General features: G+C 68.4%; 22 protein-coding genes. 11 read left to right on the top strand and 11 right to left on the bottom strand.

Features of this window, described 5'->3' with window-relative positions; translation table 11 throughout:
• Nucleotides 1–256 precede the first annotated feature (256 nt).
• On the top strand, nt 257–778 hold the full coding sequence (locus QM619_RS11970; protein ID WP_415108735.1) for a hypothetical protein: 522 nt from the start codon (nt 257–259) through the stop codon (nt 776–778).
• A 137-nt stretch (nt 779–915) separates the two neighbouring features.
• On the opposite strand, the gene QM619_RS11965 is transcribed toward QM619_RS11970, so the two are convergent.
• Complete coding sequence (locus QM619_RS11965) at nt 916–1,299, bottom strand: hypothetical protein (protein WP_415108732.1); 384 nt, start codon at nt 1,297–1,299, stop codon at nt 916–918.
• Nucleotides 1,296–1,559, bottom strand: coding sequence for a hypothetical protein (locus tag QM619_RS11960; protein ID WP_415108729.1), 264 nt, complete (start codon nt 1,557–1,559; stop codon nt 1,296–1,298). Before QM619_RS11960 ends, QM619_RS11965 begins: the two co-directional genes overlap by 4 nt.
• A gap of 74 nt (nt 1,560–1,633) precedes the next feature.
• Here QM619_RS11960 and QM619_RS11955 point away from each other — a divergent pair, with 74 nt between their 5' ends.
• From QM619_RS11955 to QM619_RS11930, 6 genes are all read left to right on the top strand, one after another.
• A complete protein-coding gene (locus tag QM619_RS11955; protein ID WP_415108726.1) occupies nt 1,634–2,380 on the top strand; it encodes an SIR2 family NAD-dependent protein deacylase in 747 nt (248 codons plus the stop codon).
• Between the two features lie 250 nt (nt 2,381–2,630).
• Nucleotides 2,631–3,848, top strand: coding sequence for a branched-chain amino acid ABC transporter substrate-binding protein (locus QM619_RS11950; protein WP_415108723.1), 1,218 nt, complete (start codon nt 2,631–2,633; stop codon nt 3,846–3,848).
• A gap of 81 nt (nt 3,849–3,929) precedes the next feature.
• Nucleotides 3,930–4,880, top strand: a complete 951-nt coding sequence (locus tag QM619_RS11945; protein ID WP_415108720.1) for a branched-chain amino acid ABC transporter permease — start codon at nt 3,930–3,932, stop codon at nt 4,878–4,880.
• Nucleotides 4,877–6,616 (top strand): branched-chain amino acid ABC transporter permease, encoded by a 1,740-nt coding sequence (locus QM619_RS11940; RefSeq protein WP_415108717.1) that lies wholly within the window; start codon nt 4,877–4,879, stop codon nt 6,614–6,616. The genes QM619_RS11945 and QM619_RS11940 overlap by 4 nt, the downstream gene beginning before the upstream one ends.
• 62 nt (nt 6,617–6,678) lie before the next feature.
• Nucleotides 6,679–7,455 carry an ABC transporter ATP-binding protein gene (locus QM619_RS11935; RefSeq protein ID WP_415109012.1) on the top strand — a complete coding sequence of 259 codons (777 nt, stop codon included), beginning with the start codon at nt 6,679–6,681 and terminating at the stop codon, nt 7,453–7,455.
• Nucleotides 7,448–8,155: an ABC transporter ATP-binding protein gene (locus QM619_RS11930; protein WP_415108714.1), complete on the top strand. Its 708-nt coding sequence runs from the start codon at nt 7,448–7,450 to the stop codon at nt 8,153–8,155. Before QM619_RS11935 ends, QM619_RS11930 begins: the two co-directional genes overlap by 8 nt.
• A gap of 23 nt (nt 8,156–8,178) precedes the next feature.
• Here the strand turns inward: QM619_RS11930 and QM619_RS11925 are convergent, their stop codons facing one another.
• Nucleotides 8,179–8,916 (bottom strand): SDR family NAD(P)-dependent oxidoreductase, encoded by a 738-nt coding sequence (locus QM619_RS11925; protein ID WP_415108711.1) that lies wholly within the window; start codon nt 8,914–8,916, stop codon nt 8,179–8,181.
• 61 nt (nt 8,917–8,977) lie between these two features.
• Here QM619_RS11925 and QM619_RS11920 point away from each other — a divergent pair, with 61 nt between their 5' ends.
• Entirely contained in the window at nt 8,978–9,823 is an 846-nt protein-coding gene (locus tag QM619_RS11920) for a mechanosensitive ion channel family protein (RefSeq protein WP_415108708.1), read from the top strand.
• Nucleotides 9,824–9,883: 60 nt separating this feature from the next.
• Here QM619_RS11920 and QM619_RS11915 read toward each other — a convergent pair whose 3' ends face one another.
• The 3 genes from QM619_RS11915 to manA all read right to left on the bottom strand — a co-directional run bounded on the left by QM619_RS11915 (nt 9,884) and on the right by manA (nt 12,474).
• Nucleotides 9,884–10,270 carry a hypothetical protein gene (locus QM619_RS11915; RefSeq protein WP_415108705.1) on the bottom strand — a complete coding sequence of 129 codons (387 nt, stop codon included), beginning with the start codon at nt 10,268–10,270 and terminating at the stop codon, nt 9,884–9,886.
• Nucleotides 10,271–10,379: 109 nt separating this feature from the next.
• A complete protein-coding gene (locus QM619_RS11910; RefSeq protein WP_415108702.1) occupies nt 10,380–11,240 on the bottom strand; it encodes an EamA family transporter in 861 nt (286 codons plus the stop codon).
• Nucleotides 11,241–11,262: 22 nt separating this feature from the next.
• Nucleotides 11,263–12,474 carry a mannose-6-phosphate isomerase, class I gene (gene manA, locus QM619_RS11905; RefSeq protein ID WP_415108699.1) on the bottom strand — a complete coding sequence of 404 codons (1,212 nt, stop codon included), beginning with the start codon at nt 12,472–12,474 and terminating at the stop codon, nt 11,263–11,265.
• Between the two features lie 46 nt (nt 12,475–12,520).
• Between manA and QM619_RS11900 the strand changes: the two genes are divergently transcribed.
• The gene (locus QM619_RS11900; protein ID WP_415108696.1) at nt 12,521–13,441 is read left to right on the top strand and encodes an ROK family protein; all 921 of its coding nucleotides are present in this window, start codon (nt 12,521–12,523) and stop codon (nt 13,439–13,441) included.
• A 204-nt stretch (nt 13,442–13,645) separates the two neighbouring features.
• Here QM619_RS11900 and QM619_RS11895 read toward each other — a convergent pair whose 3' ends face one another.
• The 5 genes from QM619_RS11895 to QM619_RS11875 all read right to left on the bottom strand — a co-directional run bounded on the left by QM619_RS11895 (nt 13,646) and on the right by QM619_RS11875 (nt 21,375).
• A complete protein-coding gene (locus QM619_RS11895) occupies nt 13,646–16,951 on the bottom strand; it encodes a glycoside hydrolase domain-containing protein (protein WP_415108693.1) in 3,306 nt (1,101 codons plus the stop codon).
• Nucleotides 16,952–16,961: 10 nt separating this feature from the next.
• Nucleotides 16,962–17,852: a carbohydrate ABC transporter permease gene (locus tag QM619_RS11890; protein WP_415109009.1), complete on the bottom strand. Its 891-nt coding sequence runs from the start codon at nt 17,850–17,852 to the stop codon at nt 16,962–16,964.
• 46 nt (nt 17,853–17,898) lie between these two features.
• The gene (locus tag QM619_RS11885) at nt 17,899–18,780 is read right to left on the bottom strand and encodes a carbohydrate ABC transporter permease (protein ID WP_415108690.1); all 882 of its coding nucleotides are present in this window, start codon (nt 18,778–18,780) and stop codon (nt 17,899–17,901) included.
• Nucleotides 18,781–18,930: 150 nt separating this feature from the next.
• Nucleotides 18,931–20,217, bottom strand: coding sequence for an extracellular solute-binding protein (locus QM619_RS11880; RefSeq protein ID WP_415108687.1), 1,287 nt, complete (start codon nt 20,215–20,217; stop codon nt 18,931–18,933).
• A gap of 120 nt (nt 20,218–20,337) precedes the next feature.
• Complete coding sequence (locus QM619_RS11875; protein ID WP_415108684.1) at nt 20,338–21,375, bottom strand: LacI family DNA-binding transcriptional regulator; 1,038 nt, start codon at nt 21,373–21,375, stop codon at nt 20,338–20,340.
• A 189-nt stretch (nt 21,376–21,564) separates the two neighbouring features.
• Between QM619_RS11875 and QM619_RS11870 the strand changes: the two genes are divergently transcribed.
• The gene (locus tag QM619_RS11870) at nt 21,565–22,767 is read left to right on the top strand and encodes a glycoside hydrolase 5 family protein (protein ID WP_415108681.1); all 1,203 of its coding nucleotides are present in this window, start codon (nt 21,565–21,567) and stop codon (nt 22,765–22,767) included.
• Nucleotides 22,767–25,817, top strand: coding sequence for an alpha-mannosidase (locus QM619_RS11865; protein WP_415108678.1), 3,051 nt, complete (start codon nt 22,767–22,769; stop codon nt 25,815–25,817). The genes QM619_RS11870 and QM619_RS11865 overlap by 1 nt, the downstream gene beginning before the upstream one ends.
• Nucleotides 25,818–25,845: the final 28 nt, after the last annotated feature.

The following is a 25,845-nucleotide window of genomic DNA, read 5'->3' as shown; positions in this document are numbered from 1 at the left end:
CGGGCCGGCCGCCAGTCGCTGCCCATCAAATTCCGCCGATCTCCTTGCGACATAGTCACAAAGCAACGGAATTGCTCACTCCGCGCGTTCCTCTGCCGGAAGTGGTTGAGGTATCGACTTTCGGATTTCGCCCGAAACAGGTCTTCCATCGCCTGACGAACCACTGTTAGGCTGCGGAACACCCAGATTCTTAGGACTCTGGAAACTCCCCCGATTCCGGCGGAGATCAGATGTTTCGAAAGGGCTGGTTCCAGTGTTGTTGAAACCATTGTTGACAGCGGCCGGCGCCGCATCGCTTATCGCTTCGGCTGCCCTCGCGGCGCCATCGGCCAACGCCGCCTCGTATACGAAATGCGAACGCGACGCCCCGGTGCTCACCTGCGTGACCACGACCGGCGGCCGCAGCGTCGGATGGCAACGCATGGGTAGCTATCTGCTGCCCAAGTCCAACGTGACTACGAAGAGCGAGTGCTTCGTGACGAAGTCCGCGACCACCAAGTGGAGCTTCTCGGTCGAGGTCTCGGCCGAATGGAAAGCCTGGATATTCGCGAAGGTCAGCGCGACGGTCAGCGGCGGGCTCGAGAAATCGACCACGATCTCGGCAGGGGTCAAGCGCAGCTTCACACAGAAGAAGGGCGAAACCTACCGATGTGAATGGGGCTACTCCAAGTACCAGTCGTCCGTGACGATGCGGGTCACCGCCGCAGGCCAGTCCTACGAAAGGAAGGGCACGTTCACCGGGCCGAAGGAAATGGAGCTGCGCGTCACCAAGCTCTGAACTCCCGGGGTCTTCGTAGTTCATTTCGTGGAGCGCCGGGAATGTTCCTTTCTTGAGCGTCTCGGCACCGGTGCCGAACACACCTCGGCGCAACCCCGACCCAAAGAGATTCTGCGGGTCGGGGGTTGTCGAGTTCGTCAGACGGCGATCAGCGGCAGGGTCGGGTCGAGGCGGGCGATGTGGTCAGGATCGGTGGTGACCACCGGGCAACCGTCGAGGCGCCGGGCGCACACCGCGACGAATCCGTCGATCACATCTGAGCTGCCACTGCCTTCCAGGAGCGCTCCGACGTCCAGGGCCGCAGCCAGGTCGAGCGCGACATAGCGCAGGGTGGCGTCGGCGAGGAACCGGCGCAGGTTCGCCGGCCGCCCACCGGAGCGAACCACCTGCGCCACCACCGGGGTCGGGACGACGATGCTCAGCCGTCGTTCTCGCGCCTGGGTCAGCAGTGCCTGGATTCGGGTGCTGCGGCGCTCGACCGCGATCAGGGCACCGGCGTCCAGGACCAGCGCACCGGTCACGCCTGGCTGCTCCGGCCGGCTGCCGCCTGCGCCCCGAGCGCTCGATCCAGCTCGCGGCCGGCCCATGCGGCGTCCTCGGCGCTGGGGGCGCCGCGCTCGGCGTCCCACTCGGAGAACAGGGCGTCCATGGCTGCTCCGGGGGCCAGCCGGCGGGCGATGTAGGCGGAGACCGAGCGCTCCTCGCCGCGTCCGACCGCGGACTTGATCGCGTCGATGAGATCTTCTGGCAGCGTGATCGAGATCTGGCGGGTCTTACTCATGATTCCATCATAAGTATGGCTGTCGCGTGCGGCCGGGTCTCGACGGACCGGCGCCGCCGGGGTGACACTGAGTCATGGACGAGTTGGACGGGGCGCGCGATCTGCTGCGGCAGGCCGACCGGGTCGCCGTCCTGACCGGTGCCGGGATCTCCACGGCGTCCGGGATCGGCGACTTCCGCGGCCCCCACGGACGCTGGACGCTCGACCCGGACGCCGAGCGCGTCTCCACCCTGTCCTGGTACCTGCAAGATCCGGACGTCCGGGCCAAGGCTTGGCGGTATCGTGCCGAATCCCCCGTCTACGACGCCCAGCCCAACGCGGCCCATCGCGCTCTGGTCGGCCTGGAACAGGGTGCCCGGCTCACCGGGCTGGTCACCCAGAACACCGACGGACTGCACCAGCTGGCCGGCTCCAACCCCGAACTGGTGATCGAGCTGCACGGCAACAGCCGCACCTGGCGCTGCGAGTCCTGCCGGGCGACTGGGCCGATGACCGAGATGGTGCGCCGGGTGCGGGCCGGCGAGACCGACCCGCGCTGCCCCTACGACGGCGGCATCGTCCGGGCCACCACCATCTTGTTCGAGGAGAACCTCGACCTGACCACCATCGACGCCGCCGTCGCGGCCGTGGACGAGGCGGACGCGCTGCTGGTGATCGGCACCTCGCTCTCCGTCCATCCGGCGGCCGGACTGGTCCCCTACGGGCACCGCCGCGGCACCGCGGTGGTGATCGTGAACGCCGAGCCGACCGACTACGACGCGCTGGCGCACAGCGTCCACCGGGCACCGATCGTCGAGGTCGTCCCGGCCCTGCTGAGCTGAACGCCCTGCCTCGAGTACCCGTTCGGAGACGCTTCCGGCCCCATCGCGGTTTTCCCGGCCGTGATACTGGCGCCGGGCCGTTCCAGCCGCTTAGATGCCCCCAACACCCAAAGGACGGAGCCGCGCGCACTCCCACGTTGCAGCATGGTCACAATCGGTCAACGATCGACCACCGAGCTTCGCGTCGCGTGTCCTCGCCCGCAATAGTTCTCGCATCGCGACGGCGGGTCGCGAGCGACAAGGAGGAAGTGTGCGTAACAAGAACCTGCTCGGGGGCGCCGCTGCCCTGGTGAGCGCCTCGCTGCTCTTCGCCGGTTGCGGCAGCCGTACCGAACCGAGCGCCGCCGGCAGCACCGCGGTAACGAAGACCGCCAAGATCGGCGTCATCGCACCGCTCACCGGCGACCTGTCGGTGATGGGCCTCGGCATCCGGAACTCGGTCGATCTGGCGATCCGGCAGGCCAACGAGTCCAACGCGATCCCGGGCTGGAAGCTCGAACTCGCCCCTGAAGACGACCAGGCCACTCCCGATGTCGGTGCGAACGCCGCCACCAAGCTCGCCGGCGACGACGCCATCGTGGCTGTGGTCGGCACGATGAACTCCGGCGTCGCCCAATCGGTCCAGCCCATCCTCGACCGGGCGAAGATCGCCCAGGTTTCCCCGGCCAATACCGCGGTCTCGCTGACCAAGGGCGCCGACGAGTCCAAGCCCAAGCGCCCGTACGCCAACTACTTCAGGACCTGCACCACCGACGCCGTTCAGGGTCCTTTCGACGCCCGGTACATGTACGACGCGGGCCTGAAGAAGGTTGCCTTCGTCAACGACAAGAAGCCGTACGGCCAGGGTCTGGCCAAGGCCGTCATCGCCGAGTTCAAGAAGCTCGGTGGCGAGGTTGTCGCCGACGAGACCGTCAACAAGGACGAGAAGGACTTCTCCACCGTCATCGATCTGATCAAGGCGAAGAATCCGCAGGCGGTGTTCTTCGGCACCGAGTTCCAGTTGGCCGCCCCGATGAGCCAGCAGATGAAGAACAAGGGCCTGAATGTGCCGTTGGTGGGCGGTGACGGCGTCAAGGACGACAAGTACATCGCTCTGGCCGGTGGTGCCACGGCGAACGGCGACCTGGTGAGCTTCCCCGGCCCCGACATCGAGACCGCGACCGCCGGCAAGGCTTTCGCGGACGCCTACAACGCCGCCGGCTTCAAGGACGGCTGGTCCGCTTACGGGCTGACCTCCTACGATGCCGCCAACGCGATCATCGCCTCGTTGAAGAAGTCCCTCGCCGGCGCGTCCGACGCCAAGTCGGCCCGGCAGGCGACCATCGACAACCTGGCGACGGTCAGCTTCGACGGGCTCAGCGGCAAGGTCGGCTTCGACAAGTACGGCGACGCGATCACCAAGACCATGACCATGTACCAGGTCAAGGACGGCAAGTGGGTTGCGGTCAAGACCGAGTTCGGCAAGTGACCGACCGTCCAACCACCCGACACTGAATCCTGTGGGGAGTCGCGGCCAGCGGCTCCCCACAGCACGATCGAGAGGCCTTGAGTGACGATCCTGCTCGACCAACTGGTGAACGGCCTATCGCTGGGAGCCCTCTACGCGTTGATCGCGGTGGGCTACACGGTGGTCTACGGCATCGTCCAGTTGATCAATTTCGCCCACGGCGAGGTCTTCATGATCGGCGCCTTCGGGTCGCTGTCCACCTGGATCGTCCTGGACACCGTCACCGGGAGTTCGACGGCCTGGTGGAATCTGCCGCTGATGCTGGTCGGCGGCATGGTGGTGGCGGTCCTGACCGCGGTGCTGATGGAGCGGTTCGCCTATCGTCCGCTACGCAATGCCCCTCGGCTCGCGCCGCTGATCACCGCGATCGGCATCTCCATCTTCCTGCAGGAATTCGTCCGGCTGTTCTTCGGCGAGATTCCCGGCTTTCCGGACGCCAAGGCCGCGATCCCGTTCCCGCAGATCGACTTCTTCACCGGAGACCCGGTGAGCATCGGTGGCCTGCTGGTGCACCGCGGCAACTTCTTCGTGGTCGGCGCCCTGCTGGTCTGCTGGTCCTTCCTGTGGTGGTTCGTCAACCGGACCGCGACCGGACGCGCCATGCAGGCCGTCTCGCAGGACCCCGACACCTCGCGGCTGATGGGCATCGACGTCGACCGGATCATCGTGGTGGCCTTCGCCGTCGGCGCCGCACTGGCCGCCATCGCCGGGGTGGCCAGTGGTCTGCGGTACGGCAATATCGACTTCAGAATGGGCTTCCTCGCCGGGCTGAAGGCGTTCACCGCAGCCGTCCTGGGTGGCATCGGCAACATCAACGGCGCCGTGGTGGGCGGTTTGACCCTGGGCGTGGTGGAGGCGATGGCGACCACCCTGATCCCCGGTCAGTTCGGCGGTCCTTCCTGGAAGGACGTCTGGGCGTTCGTGCTGCTCATCCTGATCCTGGTGTTCCGGCCGCAAGGCATCGTGGGCGCGAAGGTGGTGGACCGAGCATGAGAATTCCCGCCATCTTCACCCCGGCGCTGCAGCGGCGCCACCACGGCACCGGACGCAGCCTGGCCCTGGCCGGCGGACTGCTGGTCGCCGTGTCGGCCTACCTGCCCTGGGCATACACCGGGGCGGCCCTGGACGACATGTCCTACCTCGGCGGGCCGTCCACTCTGCAATTCCTCGGCCTCACGCTCGGCCTGATCCTGGCGGTCTGCGCCGCCATGGGCTGGGTGGAGCCATGGGCGGACGCCAAAGGCCTCGCCCCGGCCGTGCTGAAGATCTGCAAGCGGGTCGGGTGGACGCGCGGCGCCAAGACCAGCGGCATCGGCGTCCTGGCCTACGTCGGCATCGTGTTGATCGCCATCGCGTTGGAACTCGGCGGCCTGGTCACGGTGGAGTGGGGTGGCTGGGTGGCCCTGGTCGCCGCGCTCGCCGGGTTCGTCGGCAGCCGGCTGCTCACCCCCGGCCGTCAACCCAGCCTGGAGCGGGCTCGCACCGCGCCCTGGGTCGGCATTCTCTCGATCGCGATCGTGCTGCTGGCCGGGCTGCTGTTGGCGGCATACGCCTTGAACCAGGTCGACGGCGGCATCTTCGTGGTCATCCTGGCCTTCGCCGGCGTCCTGACCGCGTTCCTGATCCGCAGCGGCATCGGCGGTTGGCTCTCGGCGGTGAGCCGCCAGCATCGCACGGTGCTGGTCTTCGCCGCGTTCATCGTCGCGTTCCTGTTCCCGTTCACCCAGAACGGGTCGGACGCCAATATGTCGATCGCCACACAGGTGCTGGTCTTCGCGGGCACCGCTGTCGGGTTGAACATCGTGGTCGGCCTGGCCGGCCTGCTCGACCTCGGCTACATCGCCTTCCTCGGCGCCGGCGCATTCACCGCCGCCACGATGAGCGAGTCGGCCTTCGCCACCATCGGGTACAAGCCGCCGTTCATCGTGGTGATGCTGATCGCCGGGCTGATCTCGGCGACCCTCGGCCTGATCATCGGCTCGCCCACGCTGCGGGTTTCCGGCGACTATCTGGCCATCGTCACCCTGGCCTTCGGCGAGATCTTCCGGATCACCATGAACAACCTGGACGGCAGCGATGGTCCCGATCTGGTGCACGGCTCGTCCGGAATCCCGGCGATTCCCGACCTGAACCTGTTCGGCTTCGATTTCGGCGACGTCCACACCATCGCCGGCATTCCGCTGGGCCGGTTCTCGAATTACTTCTTCCTGATGCTGCTGATCATGGCGGCGATCGTGCTGATCTTCACCCGCCTCAACCACTCCCGGATCGGACGCGGCTGGGTGGCGATCCGCGAGGACGAGAAGGCGGCCGAGGCGATGGGCGTCAACGTCTTCGGGCTCAAACTCCTCGCCTTCGCCGGCGGCGCCTTCCTGGCCGGCCTGGCCGGCGCGGTCAAAGCGCACGTCGACCAGTCGGTGACCCCCGACCAGTACATCTTCCTGGAGTCGGCATTCCTGCTGGCGGCGGTCGTGCTGGGCGGCATGGGCACCGTGATGGGCGTCATCCTGGGTGCCGTCCTGCTGAAGCTGGTGCCCGAGAAGCTGCGCTTCGTCAACGAGTACCGCATGCTGCTGTTCGGTCTGCTGATGGTGGTCATGATGCGCTTCCGGCCCGAGGGCATGATTCCCAATCAACGCCGGGTGCTGGAATTCCACTCCGACGACGAAGACCTGATCGACGAGATCGATGAGGACCTGCCCTACGAGTTCGCCGAGGAGAGCCGATGAGCAGCGACAATCCGGCACCCCTCGCCGGGGAGGCGTCCGGGCATCAGGTCGGCAAGCAAGAGATGCTGTCGGCCCGGAACGTGACCATGCGGTTCGGCGGCCTGGTCGCCGTCGACAGCGTCGACCTGACCGTGCATTCCGGTGAGATCGTCGGCCTGATCGGCCCGAACGGCGCCGGCAAGACCACCTTCTTCAACTGCCTGACCGGCCTGTACAAGCCGACCAGCGGCGAGGTGCTGTTCGCCGGCGAGCTGTTGCCGCCCAAGCCGCGCAAGGTGGTCATGGCGGGCATGGCCCGGACCTTCCAGAACATCCGGCTGTTCCCGAACATGACGGCCCTGGAGAACGTGATGGTGGGCCGCTACTGCCGGACGTCGTCGATGGCATTGACCTCGATTATGCGTGGCCCCAAGTACCGGCAGGAAGAGGCCGAGACCCGCGAGCGGGCGTCCGAACTGTTGGAATACGTGGGCATGAAGGGACAGGGCGGCCATCTGGCCCGGAACCTGCCCTACGGCGATCAGCGCCGGCTGGAGATCGCTCGTGCGTTGGCCACCGATCCGAAGCTGCTGTTGCTCGACGAGCCGACCGCCGGAATGAACCCGCAGGAGACCCGGCAGGCCGAGGAGTTGATCTTCAAGATTCGCGATTCCGGGCTGGCGATCGTGGTGATCGAGCACGACATGCGATTCATCTTCAATCTGTGCGACCGGGTGTCGTGCCTGGTGCGCGGCAAGACCCTGGTGGAGGGGACGGCGGCGCAGGTGCAATCCGATCCGCGGGTGATCGAGGCCTATATCGGCTCGCCGGACGCCGAGGACGGGGCGGACAATGCTTGAGGTCAAAGACCTGGTGGTCGCCTACGGCAAGGTGAAGGCGGTCAAAGGGATCAGCTTCGCCGTCGACAAGGGCCAGGTGGTGTCGCTGCTCGGCACCAATGGCGCCGGAAAGACCACCACGCTGCGCACCATCTCGGGGCTGCTGCGTCCGGAATCGGGCGAGATCTGGTTCGAGGGCGAGCGGATCGACCGCACCCCCGCGCACCAGGTGGTGATGAAGGGTTTGGCGCATTCGCCGGAGGGACGCCGGATCTTCCCGCGGCTCACCGTCGAGGACAACCTGATGCTCGGCGCGTTCGCCCGCAAGGACGCCGACGGCGTCGCCAAGGACCTGGAACGGGTCTACGACCTGTTCGAGATTCTCCGCGAGCGGCGCACCCAGCCGGCCGGCACCTTCTCCGGCGGCGAACAGCAGATGCTGGCGATCGGCCGGGCGATGATGAGCCGCCCGCGGCTGCTGATGCTGGACGAGCCGTCGATGGGCCTCTCCCCGCTGATGATGCAGCGGATCATGTCGACGATCCGGGCATTGCAGTCCGAGGGCGTGACGATCCTGTTGGTGGAGCAGAACGCCGCCGCGGCGTTGAAGCTCTCCGACCGCGCCTACGTCCTGGAGGTCGGCCAGATCACCCTGGAGGGCACCGGCGAACAGCTGCTCGGCGACGACCGGGTGAAGCGCGCATACCTCGGCGAAGACTGACCTCGAGCGACCGAGAGAACCCGTCACCCGAGGGTGTGGCCGCCGTTGACGGTGATCCGTTGCGCGGTGACGAAGCCGGCGGCGTCCGAGGCCAGATAGGCGACCAGGCCGGCGATGTCGTCCGGGGTGCCCATCCGGCCGATCGGCACGTCGCGCAGGTAGCCGGAGGTGTCCGCGCCGACATGCCGTTCGACCGGCGTCCAGCCGGGAGCGACGAGGTTGACGGTGATCCGGTGCGGTCCCAGTTCCCGCGCCCAGATCTTCACCAGTTCGCCCTCGGCGGCCTTGGCCGCGGCGTAGGCGGACGAGCCGGGCTTGGCCCGGTCGACCATGTCGGAGCCGATCAGGATCACCCGGCCGAACCGGTGCTGCTTCATCGCGGGCAGCGCCGCCTGGGCCAGCAGAGTGGGGCTCTTGACGAAGAACCGGAGCTGGTCGAGGCAGGCGTCCCAGGTCAGCTCCTCCAGGGACGCGTTCGGCTGCGGCCCAGTCGCGTTGGCGACCACGGCGAGCACCGGGCCCAGATCGGACGTCACCCGCGCCACCAACGCGGTGACCGCGTCCTCGTCGGTGGCATCGGCCGGGTAGGCCGCCGCGACCCCGCCGGCGTCCCGGATCGCGGCGACCACCCGCTGGGCGTTCTCGGCTCCTGAGCGGTAGTTGACCGCCACCGCCCAGCCGTCGGCGGCCAGCCGGCGCGCGATGACCGCGCCGATGCCGCGGGAGGCTCCGGTGACCAGGGCGACATGAGAGGTGGACACGGCAGCACGGTACCGGGCATGGCTTTGGTGACGACGGCGTCCGCCCGGAAGAATGGGCGCCATGGTGGTATGGACTTGGCCGCAGACCCCGGTGGCGATCCTGGTCGCGTTGACCCTGGGCATGCTGGTCCGCTGGCTGTTGGTACGAGCGATCCAGCGTGCCGCCGACCTGGCGGTCCATCGCGCGAAGCAGCGCTCCGGACGGAACGCCGAGGATTTCGCAGCCAGGCATGCCGCCCGCGCCGCCACCATGGGCTCGCTGCTGCGCAGCGTGACCAACATCGTGCTGACCGTGCTGACCGTGCTCACCACGCTGGCGATCCTGGGCATTCCGCTGACGCCGGTGCTGGCCTCCGCCGGCGTGGGCGGTGTGGCCCTGGGCATCGGCGCGCAGAGCCTGGTGCGCGACTACCTCGCCGGCATCTTCATGATCATCGAGGACCAGTACGGCGTCGGCGACCTGGTCGACCTCGGCGAGGCCGTCGGCACCGTGGAGGACGTCGGGCTGCGGGTGACCCGGCTGCGGGACGCCGACGGACAGGCCTGGTACATCCGCAACGGTGAGATCGTCCGGGTCGGGAATCAGACCCAGGGCTGGTCGACCGCCACCGTCGATCTCCCGGTCGACACCACCGAGAGCTCGACCCGGGTCATCGACCTGCTCAACACGGTGGTAGCCGAGATCTACGCCGATCCCGAGTGGGCCGAGGTGCTGCTCGAAGAGCCGCAGGTCGCCGGCGTCCAGGCGGTGGAGGCCGGCCGGATGACCATCCGGATCACCGCGAAGACGCAGCCGAACAAGCAGGGCGGCGTCCAGCGGGCCATCCTCGATCGCGGCCTGCAGGCGTTCAAGGACGCCGGGGTCAAGGGGCCGCGGGTGCTGCCCGCACCGCCGACGACGGTGTAGCCCGCCTACCACCCCGGTTCGTGTACTGCGCCGGCATCACCGCTTGTCCGGGACGGCCACTCAGACCACTACAACCGGACGCGCACCAGGTACTATTCCCGGCTCGCAGCCGCCTCGGCACAGGGCGATGTGCATGGTTTCGTCCGGTATGCCGTCGACGGATTCGTCGACATGCTCCGCGAGCAGATCGCGACGGTGCAGAATATGCAGAGGCGTGCCGCCTGGATCAATTTCGTGCATGAAATCTTCACTGGCGAAACGCATGGTGAAGCGTCCCGGCGACGTCGTGAACTCCTTCTTTCCATGCCTGAGGGAACCTTCACTCCGCGCAGCGCTCTGCGCCATGTCAGCCCGATCTTGGCCGAACTCTATGCTGGCCGCGGCGACAAGACGCTCTCCCACGATCTCAACCGTCTCCGCAGCCTCGGCTTGGTACACGGCGAGCAAGAAAAGGCTATCGACCGGCGATCGAGCAGATGGACGCCTTCCTTCCGGCACACAATCACTCCTGATCACGGTCCCGTGGTCCCGTGGCACTCGACCGACAATCACACCGTCAGTCGCGCACCGTCGGCTCGGACGGCGCACGGGACCGGGTGGCGCCCACGCTGGCGGCGATCACGCACGCCATCGCGACGCACTCGACGACGTTCAGGCGTTCACCCAGCAGCACCAGGGCGAACAGCGCCGCGGCCGCCGGTTCGAGACTCATCAGAATGCCGAACAGTCCGGGTCTCATCCGGCGCAACGCGACCATCTCCAGTCCGTACGGGATCACCGACGACAACAGCCCGACCGCGAGCGCGACGCCGAGCACGTGCGGGGTGAAGACCGGACTGCCGAACGCCAGCGCCGGACCAGCCAGCAGCACCGCACCGACCAGGCTGGCGACGGTCACTCCGGAGACGCCCTCGAAATGGCGTCCGGTGGGTCCGGCGAGCAGGATGTAGCCGGCCCACAGCGCGCCGGCCAGCAGCGCCAGCCCGAGCCCGACCCAGTCGGCCTCGACGGGTTGCAGGCCGAGCAGGGCGACGCCGAGACCGGCCAGACCCACCCAGAGCAGGTCCCGCGGACGCCGCGAGCCCGCCACGGCCACCGCTAACGGTCCGAGGAACTCCACGGTGACCGCGACCCCGATCGGAATCCGTGCGAAGGAGGCATAGATCGCCCAGTTCATCCCGGCCAGCGCCAGGCCGTAGCCGAGCACGATCGTCCATTCCCGCGGACGGCGTCCGCGCAGCCGAGGCCGGGCGAAGATGAGGAAGATCAGGCTGGCGAAACAGAGCCGCAACCAGGCGGTCGCGGTCGGCGTGCTGAGTGCGAACAGATCCTTGGCGAACGACGCACCCAGCTGCACCGACGCGATGCCGACCAGCACCAGCCAGACCGGGTCGATTCGGGCCAGGGCGGTGCGCACACCCCGGACTATCGCATACCGGTCAGTCGGCCGTGCTGCCGACGCCCGCCAGCCACACCCGGCCCGGTCCGACGACGCTCACGTCGCGCTCGGACGCTGGAATGAACACCGCGTCGCCGCGCATCAGGGTGACCGAGCCGTCCGCCCCGGCCAGCGTGACCGGACCCCGTTCGACCAGCAGGATCGCCGGTCCGCCGCCGAGGTGTTCGGTCGGTGCGGCCAGGTCGATCACGGTCAGCGTGAACCCGGCTGGCGGCGCGTACACGGCCACGTTGTCGGCCGGACGCCGCGGCTCCAGCACCGCCGGCGGACCCTGGTCGAAGGACAGCACCCGGAGCAGTTCGTCGGTGTCGATGTGCTTGGGGGTCAGGCCGCCGCGCAGCACGTTGTCGCTGGCGGTCATCAGCTCGATGCCGACCCCGTGCAGGTAGGCGTGCAGGACGCCGGCGTCCGCGAACAGGCACTCTCCCGGCTGCAAGGTGACCCGGTTGGCCAGCGCCGCGATCACCACGCCGGGATCGCCCGGATAGTGGCCGGCGAGTTCGCGGACGGTGCCGAAGGTCGCGGCGCTCGGCGTCCGACCGGCGGCGTCCGACCCGGCCAGTTCGATCACCTCGGCGACGCAGGCGACGGCGTCCGGTTCGCCCGAGAGCAGCCAGTCGACGATCGGCTCGACATCCGTCGGGGTGGCCAGCAGATCGAGCAGCCGGGCCAGCGCCGGGCTGGGCGGCTGCGGGGCGAGCGCGGCGAGATCGGCGGCGAAGGCCGCCACCTCAGCGACCGGACGGAACCCGCCCAGAGCCTCGAACTCGGTGACCGCCACGATGATCTCGGGCTTCGGGAAGGGATCCTTGTAGGAGCGGCTGAACGCGTCGACCGCGATGCCGCGGGCCACCTCGTCGGCGTAGCCCTGCTCGGCCTGCTCGGGGCTCGGGTGCACCTGCAGTGACAGCGGCGTGCGGGCGGCCAGCACCTTCAGCAGGATCGGCAGCTCGGTGGCGTCCGGCGAACCGAGCAACGCCTCCGGCTCGGCAGCGACCCAGTCGCGCAGGGTCTCATGGCCAGGGTTGGTCGACGGAAAGGTGCGCGGGGTCAGGCTGGGCGAGCCGGGATGGGTGCCGAACCACAACTCGGCCTCGGGCTCGCCGCTCGCCGGGTGTCCGGTGAACGCCGCGATCCCGTCGTAGGAGCCCCAGGCGTAGTGACGGGGGGTGTTGGTGAGCTCGATGAACAACGGAAACTTCCTACTCTCCTCAATCGATTTAGGATAGCGTGTCGCCATGACGACGGCATTGGCTATCGATCTGGGCGGCACCAAGGTCGAAGCGGCACTCATCGGTACCGACGGCACCATTATCGACGGCACCCGCGGTCGCGCCGCGATGGGCGCCACCGGCGCCTCGACCCCGGACGCCGCCGCGGCCAGCATCGCCGCCGCCTTGCGGCCGGCACTCGACTCACCGCACTGGGCGGACGTCACGGCGGCCGGCATCGGCTCGGCCGGCCCGCTGAACCTTCCGCTGGGCGCCATCTCCCCGATCAACCTCACCGGCCTGCGCGACTTCCCGGTGGTGGACGTCGTGCGCCAGGCGACCGGGCTGTCCGACGTCCGGCTGCGACTGGACGGCACCTGCATCGCGCTGGCCGAGCTCTGGCTGGGGGCCGCGCGCGGCGTCCGCAACGCCATGGTCTTCGTGGTCTCCACCGGGGTGGGGGGCGGCATCATCTCCGACGGCCGGGTGATCGCCGGGGCCACCGGGAACGCCGGGCATCTCGGGCAGGTCATCGTCGACCGGGTCGAGGGCGCGGCCGCCGCGGCCACGGTGGAAGAACTGTCGTCCGGGCCGCACACCGTGACCTGGGCCCGCTCCCAGGGCTGGACGGGTTCGGACGGCGAAGAGCTGGCCGCCGCCTACGCCGCCGGCGACCCGATCGCGGTGGCCGCCGTGGTGCGGTCGGCCACCTTCGTCGGCACCGGCGTGGTGAACGCCGCGACCCTGCTCGACCTGGAGTTGGCCGTGGTCGGCGGCGGGTTCTCGCTGGTCGCCGACGACTACGTCGACCACATCCGAGCGGCGGTCGAGGCGCGCGCGGTGAACGCGTTCGCCCGCGCCGTCCGGGTCGAGCGGGCCGCTCTGGCCGGGGACGCCCCGCTGATCGGCGCCGCCGCCCTGGTGCACCGTTCCGATCTGTTGGTCTAGACGCCACCCGATCCGACGTCGCCTGCGCAAACGCACATCGCCTGCGTAGCAACACAGGCAATGTGTCGTTGGGCAGGCGATCTGCCTACTCGGTGACCAGGACGACGCCGATCCGATCACCGCCGACACCGCCCGTTGCGCGGTGAGCGAAGCCGCTTCCACGAGTTGCCGAGCAAGCTCCGGCGCCTCCGAGTCGATCTGCTGTTACACATCGCTCCATTCGAAGAGCTCGAGCTGACCCAGTCGCACCGGGGCGAGAGCCCGGACGCGCCAGAACCGGGCGGTCACAGGGGCGACCAGCTGGAACGGGGTGGTCCGGTTCGCCGGCAGGGGTTCCCGATGAGTGGTGGGGGCTTCCTCCCAGACCACGCCGTCGTCGCTGCGTTCGACCAGGAACCACGTCCCTATGGCGGCGTCCGATACCGTCAGGGTGAGGTCGCTGACCCGCTGCAGGCCGCCGAAGTCCTGACCGACCCAGTCACCGGACGCCAACTCGCAGCAGCTGTCGGCGTCCGCGCCGTCGTCGAAGGCCACCCGGCCGTCGATTCCCGCGCTTGCGATCGCGAACTCCGGACGGCACCGGTCCGGACGCCATGCGACAACTGCGGCACTCGTCGCCTGCCAGATCGGGGCGTCCACCGGCGGATCGTCGGCCAGGGTGAGTTCCAGGACACCGGCCTCGGCCAGCTCGGACGCGGTCAGCACCGGGGCCGACAGCACCCGGCCGTTCCAGGACGCCGCCGCCAGGTAGGACGCCTCGGCTGATTCCCTATTCACCCGGACCTGCAGCGCACCGACGTCCCGGTGCAGCATCACGTCGTCGACCAGCGGCGTCCCGATCACGAACTCGGCCGAGCCGGGGTCGAGCGGGTAGAGGCCGAGCAGCGCCCACAGCCACCAGCCGCCCATCTCGCCGTTGTCCTCGTCGCCGGGGAAGCCCTGACCCAGATGGCCTCCGGTGAACAGCCGTTTGGCTAGCGCTTTCACTACCGGTCCGGCCCGCCAGGGCTGATCTGTGTGCAGGTACATGAACGGAATCTGGTGCGCCGGCTGGTTCGACAACGCGCACATTCCGGCGCGCAGCGCCCGCGCCTCGACCTGCTCATGGACGACCAGCCCCGGATGGTACGGCGCGACGATCGTCTCCGGCTCGGCGAACAGCCGGTCCAGATGCTCCCGCAGCGCGCCGGGTCCGCCGAACAGCGCGGCCAGGCCGGCGCCGTCGTGCACCGCCGAGACCGACATGCCCCAGGCGTTGGTCTCGACGTAGTCGCCGCCCCAGACACGCGGATCGAAGTCCTCGGCGACATCGGGATCTCGACACGCTCGCCCACCGAAAGAGCGGCCGCGGAAGAAGCCGGTGCCGGCGTCGAACAGCTGCCGGTAGTTCAACGACCGGTTGGCGAAGTAGCGGGCGTGCGCGCGGTACCGGGCCGAATCGGACGCCGTCGCCGCCGGATCTGCGGCCAACAGGTCGGCGAACCGGCCCAGGGCCGCGTCGCTGATCGCGGCCTCGATCGTCCAGGACAGCCCGGCGTGGATTTCACGTGGAACGTACCCGCTGAACCGGGCGGTCGCCGTCCCCGCCCGGCCGGTGCGGGCGTCCGGACTCGGTTCGCAGGCGTTGCGCCAACCCGATTCGTAGGCCAGTCCCCGCTCGAAACCAGGCACGCCGAGCCGGGACGCCTGCGCATAGATCTGGTCGCTGGAGGTGCCGACCATGCAATCCAGGTAGCCAGGGCCGCTCCAGCGCGCCGTCCAGCCGCCGCGGCGGACCTGCTCCAACTGCCCATCGAGCAGTTCGCCGGTGCCGGCGGCGTCCAGCACAGCCAGCAGCGGCCAGGTGGTGCGGTAGGTGTCCCAGTAGCCGTTGTTCACCACCAGCCGGCCGGATGCGATCGGGGCGCCGGTCACCTCGTCGCCATGCGGCGCCGCAGCGGCGAAGACGTCGGCGAAGCGCCAGTCCGGCGCGTCGGCCGTCCCGGCGTTCTCGGACGCGGCGTTCGGGTAGAGCCGCAGCCGGTACAGCGCGTGCGCGACCTTGGCCCGCAGTTCCCGATCGGCCAGGGCGTACCGGTCGTCGGCGGACGCCGGCAGCTCGATCGCGCCGCACACCGCGTCCCAGCGGGCCCGGCTCGCCGCCACCAGCTCGTCGAAACCGGACGCCCATGGCGCCTCCAGTTCGAAGGTGCGGCGGGCCTGCTCGATGGACAGGAAGGACGTCGCGACCCGCAGTTCCACCTCGCCGGGTGCCGTGATCCCCAGTCCGTACCGCTCGCCGGACGCCTCCGCCGCCACCGGTTCCGCGGTCTCGCCGTAGACGTACATCCGAGGCGCGTTGCCCCAGGCGGCGTCCGGACGTTCGCCGATCCAGCCCCGGACCATGGCCCGGCCGTCCGGGAGCGACTCCACCGCCAGCGACCCGAGATCGCCTTCCGACTGACCGATCAGCAACCCCGCCCAGGCGGCACGCACCCGCACCGCCACCACAGCCGAGGTCGTGGTGCCCTCGATCTCGATGCCCTCGACCAACGTCGCGGCATACCGATGCGGCCGGGCGATCTCGCTGCCCGGCACGATGTGACCACCGTGACCGGACGGCCCGCCCGGCGTCGGCAGGTAGGGCAAGAACTGCAGCACACCGTGGTCACCGATCCACGGACTGGGCTGATGCGAGGTCTGCAGGGCCGCGAATCGGCGTCCGGCCGGCTCGTCGTGGGCGCCCCAGCGGTACGGCCAGCGGGTGTCGGCGGCGTCCGTGGCCGGGGTCAGGAAGACGAAGCCGTGCGGCACCGCGACCGCGGGAAGGGTGTTGCCGCGGGAGAACCGGAATCCGGAGTGGCTGCCGCGCCGGGTGTCCACCCGCTCGGCCGGCGACGTCGGCAGTGCCTCGGCGCGCCGCAGCACGATCTCCACCCACCCGCCGGCCAGTCCATCGCCGGCGTCCGCAACAACCGAGTCGTCGCCGAGCACCACCTCGATGGCCGCGATCCGGCGTCCCGCCCACGGCGCCAGCGACACGGTGTCGGCGTTCCACTGCTGCGGCAGGCTCCAGGCGGCGCCGAACTGGGCGGACGGAGTGACCGCGAACCCGTACCGATCGATCGCCGTTCCACGGCCGACGATGCCCTCGGACAGTCTCGAACCGTCGTCGAAGACCACGTCCGGGCAGACCGCCAGGGACGCCCACGGCGCCTGCAGCGCCGCCTCGTCGTCGGCGTAGAACGCCCAGTGCAGTTCGGTGTCGACGGTGACGAGGGGCTGTTCGTCCGCGGGATGGGTCTCGACAAGCTCGACCAACGACCGGGTCTCGACAAGCTCGACCGGCGAGATACCGGCGACCGGCGAGATACCGGCGTCCGCCGGGATGACGAAAACTGCCGGGATGGCGGTGACGCCGTCCCCGGGCCGGAAGGAGAAGGAGAACACCTCGCCCCCGAGCACTCCTGCTCGGGGGCGAGACGATGGTGGATCCAGCGGGCCCGGATCGGGCGCGATGGTCGCGTTCATCGGATGATTGTCACCCCTTGACCGCGCCTTCCTCGACACCGGCGAAGAAGTGCTTCTGCATCACCGAGAACAGGATCACGATCGGAACCAGTGCGATCATCGTGCCGGCCGCTACCAGCCGCGGATCGGCAAAGTTCCCGCTCAGGTAGGCCATGCCGACCGTCAGGGTGTACTTGGCGGGATCGGTGAGCACGATCAGCGGCCAGAGGAAGTCGTCCCAGGCGCCAATGAACGAGAAGATCGCCACCACGCTGACCATGCCCTTGATGTTCGGCCAGACCATGTGCTGAATCCGCTGCCACGTGGTCGCCCCGTCGATGGTGGCCGCGGCCAGCATGTCCCTGGGAATCGCCCGGCAGGCCGTGGTGATCAGCAGTACGTTCATCGCCCCGACCGCGCCCGGCAGGAAGACACCCCACAGGGAGTCGGCCAGACCGAATGCCTTGACAGTGAGGAACTGGCTGGTGATCGTGACCTCACCGGGCAGCAGCATGGTCGAGAGCAGAATGCCCATCACGATCTTCTTGCCCTTGAACTCCATGCAGCCCAGCGCGTAGCCGCCGAACGTGGAGAAGGCCGCGTTGGTGATCACCGTCCCAATGGCGACCAGCAGCGAATGCCAGGCGTACAGGTAGACCGGAATGAAGTCCTGCACCCGCACGTAGTTCTGGAGAGTCGGATCGGTCGGAATCAGGCTGGGCGGGAAGTTGTAAATGTCGTCGAGCGGGCCCTTGAACGAGGTGGCCAGCTGGAACACCAAGGGACCGATCACGATCACCGTCATGATCGCAAGCAGCACGTAGCGGACGATCAGGCCACCGAGCGTGGGCTTGAGGAAATCGCTCGATCCTTTGCGGCGATACGGCAGTTCCTTGGCCTTCTTGGGCTTGACGGCGCGCATCGCGACCTCGGTCGACTCCGGGCTCTCTTCAACCCTCGTGCTCATCTCAGGCCTTCGCTTCCTTCTCGCGGTTCATCCAGGCGATCGCCAGCAGCGGCAGCGCGGTGATCAGGAACAACACGACGCTCAGCGCCGAGGCGTAGCCGACATTGCCGGTGAGCCCCGAGCCGATCGTCTTGATCAGCATCACGATCGACATCGACTGGCCGCCCGGTCCGCCGGTGCCGTTGGAGAGCACCTGCAACTCGGTGAAGACGCGCAGTGCGGAGACCGCCACCAGCGCCATGATCAGCACCATGGCGCCGCGGACGGCCGGCACGGTCACGGTCAGGAAGCGCTGGAACGTGCCGGCGCCGTCCAGCGCGGCCGCCTCGTGCAACTCCTTGTTGGAGTTACCGAGGGCGGCAAGGTAGACCACCATGTAGTAGCCGAGGCCCTTCCACACCGTCAGCAGAATGGCACACATCAGCAACCACCAGCGATCGACCAGGAAGGGAATGGGATTGTCTGCAACACCCATCGCCTCCAGCGCGCCGTTGATCAGGCCCTTGGTGTCGAACATCCAGGTCCAGATCAGAGCGACGACGACCACCGACGCGATGACCGGGAAGTAGAAGGTGGTACGGAAGAAGGTAATCCACGGGATAGTCTTCTCCACCAGCAACGCGAGCAGCAGCGGCAGGATCGTCAACAGCGGAATGCAGACGATCATGTAGATCAAGCTCGTGGTCAACGCGTATCCGAACTGTTCGTCGGAGCCGATTCGAGCGTAGTTCGCCAAACCCACGAACTTTCCGGCTCGCAGCGGACGCGCATCGGTGAAGCTCAGCACAATGGTGTTGAAGAACGGCCACAAACCGAACACCAGCACCCAGATCACCCCTGGGGCCACCAGCAGCCACGGAGTGAACCACTTGTGTGACTTCATTCCTCCTCCTTCTTCTCGTGATCGCAAAGGGAAGCGCCGATCAATGCCCGCCCCGTCGGCCGAGCCGACGAAACCCTCATCAGCGAGATGTGGACGGGTCTCGACAAGCTCGACCAGCGAACCGGCGCTTCCCCAGCTAGGCCTCCAAGGTCAGCTGACCTTGTTCTGGTTGGCGTACTGGACGATCTTGTCGAGTGCCTCCTGGGAACCGATGTTTCCCTTGATGGCGAGCGCGAGCTGCTGGTCCATGTAGGTCTTCATAGCACCGGTCCACTGCACCGGGGTGAGCATCTTCGCGGTCTTCATCGACTCGACCACGATGCCGATGGCCTTCAGCTGCAACTCGTCTTTGATACCGTCGCTGAGCGACTTGGTGTCGGCCGCGCCCTCGACGGTGCCGGGCATGAAGCCCACCGCGATCTTGCAGAACGCCACCTGGTTGGCGGTGTTGGTGAGGTACTTCGCGAAGGCGATCGCGGCGTCCTTGTTCTTCGTGTTGGCTGCCACCGAGACGCCCTGGACGAACAGCGGCGCGAGGCCGATGCGCGGCGTGGCGATGACGCCCTTGCGAAGGGTGGGCGCGTTCTTCTCCAGGTCGCCGGCGAAAGTCGAGGTGGCGGTGGTGTAGGCGACCTTGCCCGCCTTGAAGCCATCGGCGTTTCCGCCGAAGTCGCCGGTCAGCGCCTCTTCGGGCACCCCGCCGGCCTGGTAGGCGTCGCGGAACTGGTCGACGACCGCCGCGGCCTGCGGCGTGTTGAAGACGAAGTCACCCGCGTCGTTCATGATCGGCACACCGCTGGACGAGAACAGGTCGATGGTCGGCATCGACGACAGCACCGGCAACTTTCCCTTGGATGCCGCGCCGACCGTCTTGGCAAGTTCGATCAGCTGCTCGTTGGTGGTCGGCAGGTTGGCGGTATCGACGCCGTACTTCTTCAGTTCGGTGCCGTTCCACCAACTGAGGTCGGTTCCCAGATACCACGGCACGCCGAAGGTGCCGGTGATGCCCGGGTAGGAGTAGGCCGCCCAGGCGCCAGGCACGTAGGTGCTGGCCAGCGACGGATCGGCAGCGTTGAGATCGAGCAGTTTGTTGGCCTGCACCAGCGGGAAGGCGATGTCGGGGGGCAGGTTGACCACGTCGGGCAGGGTGTCGGAGCCCGCCTGGCTGAGCACCTTCTCCTGGTAACCGTCGCCGGGCTGGTCGAGCCACTCGACCTTGACGCCGGTCTCCTTCTCGAAATCGGCGATGAGCTTCTCGAAATACGGGCTGAAGGTCTCGTTCTTCAGCGACCAGCTCTGGAATTTCACGGTGCCGGAAAGCGCGCCGCCGCTGTTGCTCGCGCTGGGCGCCGGGGCCGCGGCCCCACCACCCGTGCACGCAGTCAGGGCGAGTGCGGCCGATGCCACCAGGGTGACGAGTCCGGTGAAGCGTCTCATCATGCCTCCTCAATTTGTGCAGGCCGCCCAAGCGACGGCGCATGGTTGCGAGGAAGCTACTACATCGATTGAGTGACTGCAAGGGATCGGAGCTGACATTCGCGGGGAACCGAGCGAGGGTCAGGACGCCGGCGGTGCCGTCGACTCGCGCGGCACCACGGTCGCGACCACGGCGGGCTCGGCGACCGGTTCCCGGTCGAGCAGCCGAAGCATGCCTGCGGCAGCCTCACGGCCCAGCGCGCCGGCGTCCCGGTTGAGCGCGGTGAGAGTGGGATGCAGCACCTGGCAGGTCGCCGAATCCTCCCAGGAAATCACCGACACGTCGCCGGGCACCGCCACTCCCATTTCGGTCAGCGTCGCCATTCCGGCGATCGCCATCACCTCGCTGTCGAAGATCAGCGCGGTCGGGCCGCTGGGCGAGGTCATCAGCTTGCGAGTGGCGGTCTTGGCCTGTTGCGGAACGAAATCGCCGGCCAAGGTGATACCCCAGATTCCCGATTCCAACGCGTAGTCGGTGAATGCGTCGATCCGGCGCCGGATATGGGCGAAGCTCTGGTCGCCGGTGACGTAGCCGATGCGTCGATGACCCAGTTCGGTCAGATGGTCGAAGATCACCCGCATCAGCCGTCCGTCGTCGGTGCGGACGCTGGCCAGCGCCGCGCCGTCCACATCGCCACCGACGATCACGGCCGGCAATCCCAGTTCCAGCAGGGCTGTCACCCGTGGGTCGTCCAGCCGCGGGTCGAGCACCAGAATGCCGTCGACCCGGCCGTCGGCGATCCAGTCGGCGTGGATCGCAGTCTCGGACGCCAGGTCGGTCGCCATCTGCAGTTGCAGCGAAAAGCCGCGCTGGCTGAGCACCGACTGGACGCCGGCCAGGAACTTGGTGAAGAACACTTCTTCGCCGACCACCTCTTCGGGTCGGGTCAGCACCAATCCGATCGAATGCGGGCTCTGGCCGCGCAACGTCTTCGCCGCGTGATTCGGACGCCAGCGCATCTCGTCGGCGATCCGCAGAATGCGCGCACGGGTGATATCGGAGACCCCAGGCTTTCCGTTGATCGCCAGTGAAACGGCGCCGCTGGTCACCCCGGCCCGGCGGGCAATGTCCGAAATGGTGACGCGCCCAGGCCGCGGTATTCCCGCTTCTCCGGCCATCGTTCCGCCTCCTGGTCGCACAGGTGTCCGGGGCAACCATAACGCAGCCTCGAAAGCCTTCGCCCGGGTGCTCTGCGCGCCCCGTGACGGGCCCGCCCCGGACGGGCTCGCGGCGGCTCCGTGACGGGCGTCCGCGGCCCTCGACGAGCACCCGTTGACAGTCCATACTCAATCGGTAAAGTAGCGCCGATGACGGCCCCCGCATGCACTCGCACGGTCAGGTTCGGGGTGAATTACACCCCTCGCGTCGGCTGGTTCCACCACTGGCTCGACTTCTCCGCAGACGATGTCGCCCGCGACCTCGACACGATCGCCGAACTGGGCGTCGACCACCTCAGGGTGTTCCCGCTGTGGCCGCTGTTGCAGCCCAACCGGACGCTGATCCGCCCCCGCGGCCTGGCCGACGTCGAGCGAGTGCTCGAACTCGCCGCCGACCGGGGGCTTGACGTCTGCGTCGACGGCCTGCAGGGGCATCTGTCGAGCTTCGACTTCGTGCCCGCCTGGCTGACCAGCTGGCATCGCCGCGGCATGTTCACCGACACCGAGGCGGTCGCCTCCACCGCGACCTACCTGACCGCCCTGGCCAAGGCCTGCGCCGGTCACCCGAACCTGCTCGGCCTGACCGTGGGCAACGAGGTGAGTCAGTTCACCGGCACCGCGCACCCGGAGGCCTATCCGGCGTCCGAGACCGACGTCACCGACTGGCTGCAGACGATGATCGGCGCCCTGCGCGCCGGCGCCCCCGGCACACCGGTGCTGCATGCCTGCTACGACACGACCTGGTACGACGACACCCAGCCGTTCACCCTCGGGCACGTCGCCACCCTCGGCGACGCCACCGTCGTGCATTCCTGGGTGTTCAACGGCACCGCACAGACCTTCGGCCCGGACGCCTTCGAGACCCGCGCCCACGCCCGCTATCTGATCGAGGTGGCGCGGGCGTTCCAGACCGACCCCGACCGTCCGGTGTGGCTGCAAGAGGTGGGGGCGCCGCGCAACGTGCTGCCGGCGTCCTCGGTGCTGCCGTTCATCGAGGCGACCCTCGATCAACTCGTCGACACCCCCGAGCTGTTCGGCATCACCTGGTGGTGCTCGCACGACGTCAGCCGTTCGCTGGCGGATTTCCCCGAGCTCGAATACGACCTCGGCCTGATCGACGAGCACGGCACGATCAAGAAGGAGGGTCTGGTCGTCGCCGCGGCGATGAACGAACTGCGGCGGCGCCGTGCCGCCGGTGCCACGGACGCCGAACGGTCCACCCTGCTGCTCGATCCCACCGAGCTCACCCGTCGCGACCTCGCGCCGGGCGGTGCGTTCTGGGAGCACTACATGACCATTGCCCGTGACGGCCGGCACCCGCGGGTGACCTTGGCCGCGACCGTGGAGGCTTGATGCACGACAACCAGGACCTGACGTTGGCCCGGGTGGCCCGCGTCCTCGACGAGCGGCTGCGTCCGGCCACTCATTCGCACCCGCGGCCGCTGACGCTGGCGGCGCACCGGGTGGGCGGCGAGCCGATCCCGGTCGCCGACGGGCTGGCCGCCGAATACCTGCCGGCGCACACCGGCGACGTCTGGGGCCGCGCCTGGGACACCACCTGGTTCCGGGTGACCGGCACGGTGCCGCCGGCGTTCGCCGGACGCCGGGTCGAGGTGCTGCTCGATCTGGGTTTCGACACCAATATGACCGGCTTCCAGATCGAAGGCCTGGTCTATCGCCCGGACGGTTCGCCGGTGCGCTCGCTGCATCCGCGGGCGCAATGGATCCCGGTTGTGAAGGAGGCGGCCGGCGGCGAGCCGATCGAGTTCTACGTCGAGGCGGCGTCCAACCCGGTGCTGCTCGACTACGTCCCGTTCCAGCCGACCGAGTCCGGCGAGTGGGCCACCGCCGGCGAAGAGTTCCTGTATCGGCTGCGCCGCGCCGACGTGACGATCTTCGAGACCGAGGTGTTCGAGCTCGTCCATGACGTCGAGGTGCTGCTGCAGCTCGCCCAGCAGCTGGACGCCGGTTCGGCCCGACGGGCGAAGATCCTGTTCGCCCTCGATCGGGCCTTGGACGCCGTCGACCTGCAGGACGTCGCCGGCACCGCCGCCGCGGGCCGTGCCCAGCTGACCGAGGTGCTGGCCAGTCCGGCCGCGCCGTCGTCCCATCTGATCACCGCCGTCGGTCACGCCCACATCGACTCGGCCTGGCTGTGGCCGCTGCGCGAGACCGTCCGCAAGGTCGCGCGCACCACCAGCTCGATGGTCACCCTGCTCGACGAGTACGACGACTTCATCTACGCGATGTCGAGCGCCCAGCAGTACGCCTGGATCAAGGAGCATCGCCCCGAGGTGTACGCGCGGGTGAAGCAGGCCGTCGCCGACGGACGTTTCGTGCCGGTCGGCGGCATGTGGGTCGAGGCGGACGCCGTGCTGCCCGGCGGCGAGGCGATGATCCGGCAGTTCCTGTACGGGCAGCGGTTCTTCCGCGACGAGTTCGGCATCGAATGCCGTGGGGCCTGGCTGCCGGACAGCTTCGGCTACTCGGGCGCGCTGCCCCAGTTGCTGGTCGGAGCCGGTTTCGAGTGGTTCCTGACCCAGAAGATCTCCTGGAACGAGCGCAACGTTTTCCCGCACAGCTCGTTCGAATGGGAAGGCATCGACGGCTCCCGGATCTTCACCCATTTCCCGTCGATGGACACCTACAACTCGCAGCTGTCCGGCGACGAGGTGGCCCGCGCCGACCGCAATTTCAAGGAGAAGTCGGTCGGCTCGTCGTCGCTGGCGCCGACCGGCTGGGGCGACGGCGGCGGTGGAACCACTCGCGAGATGATCGCCCGGGCCAAGCGGCTGGCCGATCTGGAAGGCAGCGCGAAGGTGGTCTGGGAGCATCCGGACGCCTTCTTCGAGCGCGCCAAGGCCGAGCTTCCCGAGCCGGCGGTGTGGCGCGGCGAGCTGTACCTGGAGCGGCATCGGGCCACCTACACCACCCAGCACAAGATGAAGCAGGGCAACCGGCGCAACGAGCAGCTGCTCGGCGAGGCCGAGCTGTGGGCGAGCGTGGCGGCCGTCCGGGCCGGGCGCGAATATCCGTACGAGGTGCTGGACGCGGCCTGGCGCGAGGTGCTGCTGCTGCAGTTCCACGACATCCTGCCCGGCACGTCGATCGCCTGGGTGCACCGGGAGGCCGCCGAGCGGCACGCTCGGGTGAGCGCGATCCTGGAAGGCGTGATCGCCGACTCGCTGAGCGCGTTGGGCGTCGAGCTGGTTGCGCCGGCATCGCCGGTTGAGCCTGTCGAAACCGCCAAGCTCGACCGGCCCATCGTGCTGGTCAATGCCGCACCGGTCGCCCAGTCCGAGGTCGGTGCGGCGGCGATTGGCCGTCCGGCTTCGGCAGATAAGGGGTCGGCCGCGGCCTCCGGTGCCGGCTTCGTGCTGGGCAGCGACACTCTTCGGGTCGAAGTGGACGCCGCCGGCCATGTGGTCAGCGCCGTCGACCTGGCGTCCGGACGGGACGCGATCGTGGCCGGCGAGCGCGGCAACCTGTTGCAGCTGCACCAGGACTTCCCGAACCTGTGGGACGCCTGGGACGTCGACAACAGCTACCGGAAGATGCGGCGCGACCTGGACGCCGCCGACGAGGTGCGGTTGGACGGCGACGCTGTCGTGGTCCGCCGTTCGTTCGGAAAGTCGTCCATCGAGCAGCGGCTGTCGCTGTCGGCAGACGGCCGGGCGCTGCTGATCGACAACACGGTCGACTGGCAGGAGACCGAGAAGTTCCTCAAGCTCGCCTTCCCGATCGACGTGTTCGCCGACACCGCGGTCGCCGAGACCCAGTTCGGCTTCCACTCCCGCACCACGCACGACAACACCTCGTGGGAGAACGCACGCTTCGAGACCCACGTCCAGCGCTGGTTCCTGGTGCGCGAGCCGGGCTTCGGGGTGGCGTTCGCCAACGACTCCAGCTACGGCTTCGACGTGGTCCGGTCGCGGCGCGGCGGCACGGTGGTCTCCGACGTCCGGTTTTCGATGCTGCGGGCGCCCCGGTTCCCCGACCCGCGGGCCGACCTCGGCGTCCAGCGGATGCGGTTCGCGCTCGCCTTCGGCGCCGACGAGGCCCGCGCCACGGAACTGGGCTGGGCGATCAACACCCCGGCCCGTCCGGCCCGCGGGAGCGAGGTCGCCCCGTTGGCGACCTCCAGCGACCCGCGGGTGCTGATCAGCGCGGTCAAGCTGGCCGACGACCGCTCGGGCGATCTGATCGTCCGGCTCTACGAGTCCTCCGGCGGACGCGCGACGACCCAGGTGAGTGTCGATCTGCCGGTTTCCGCGGTGCGCGCGGCGGATCTGTTGGAGCGTCCCGGTGAACTGGTCGAGTACGTGAGCACGACGGAAGGTCTGGTCTGTGTCGACCTGTCCCTACGCCCCTTCCAGGTGCAAACCCTCCGGATCACGCGGTAACGGAGGCGGGTCGGATCACGGTTGCCAG

The organism is Micropruina sp. (assembly GCF_047606665.1).
In the GTDB taxonomy this organism is placed as follows: Bacteria; Actinomycetota; Actinomycetes; order Propionibacteriales; family Propionibacteriaceae; genus Micropruina.
Note: the sequence above shows the minus strand (reverse complement) of the source record. Positions and strands in the feature narration are given on the sequence as shown.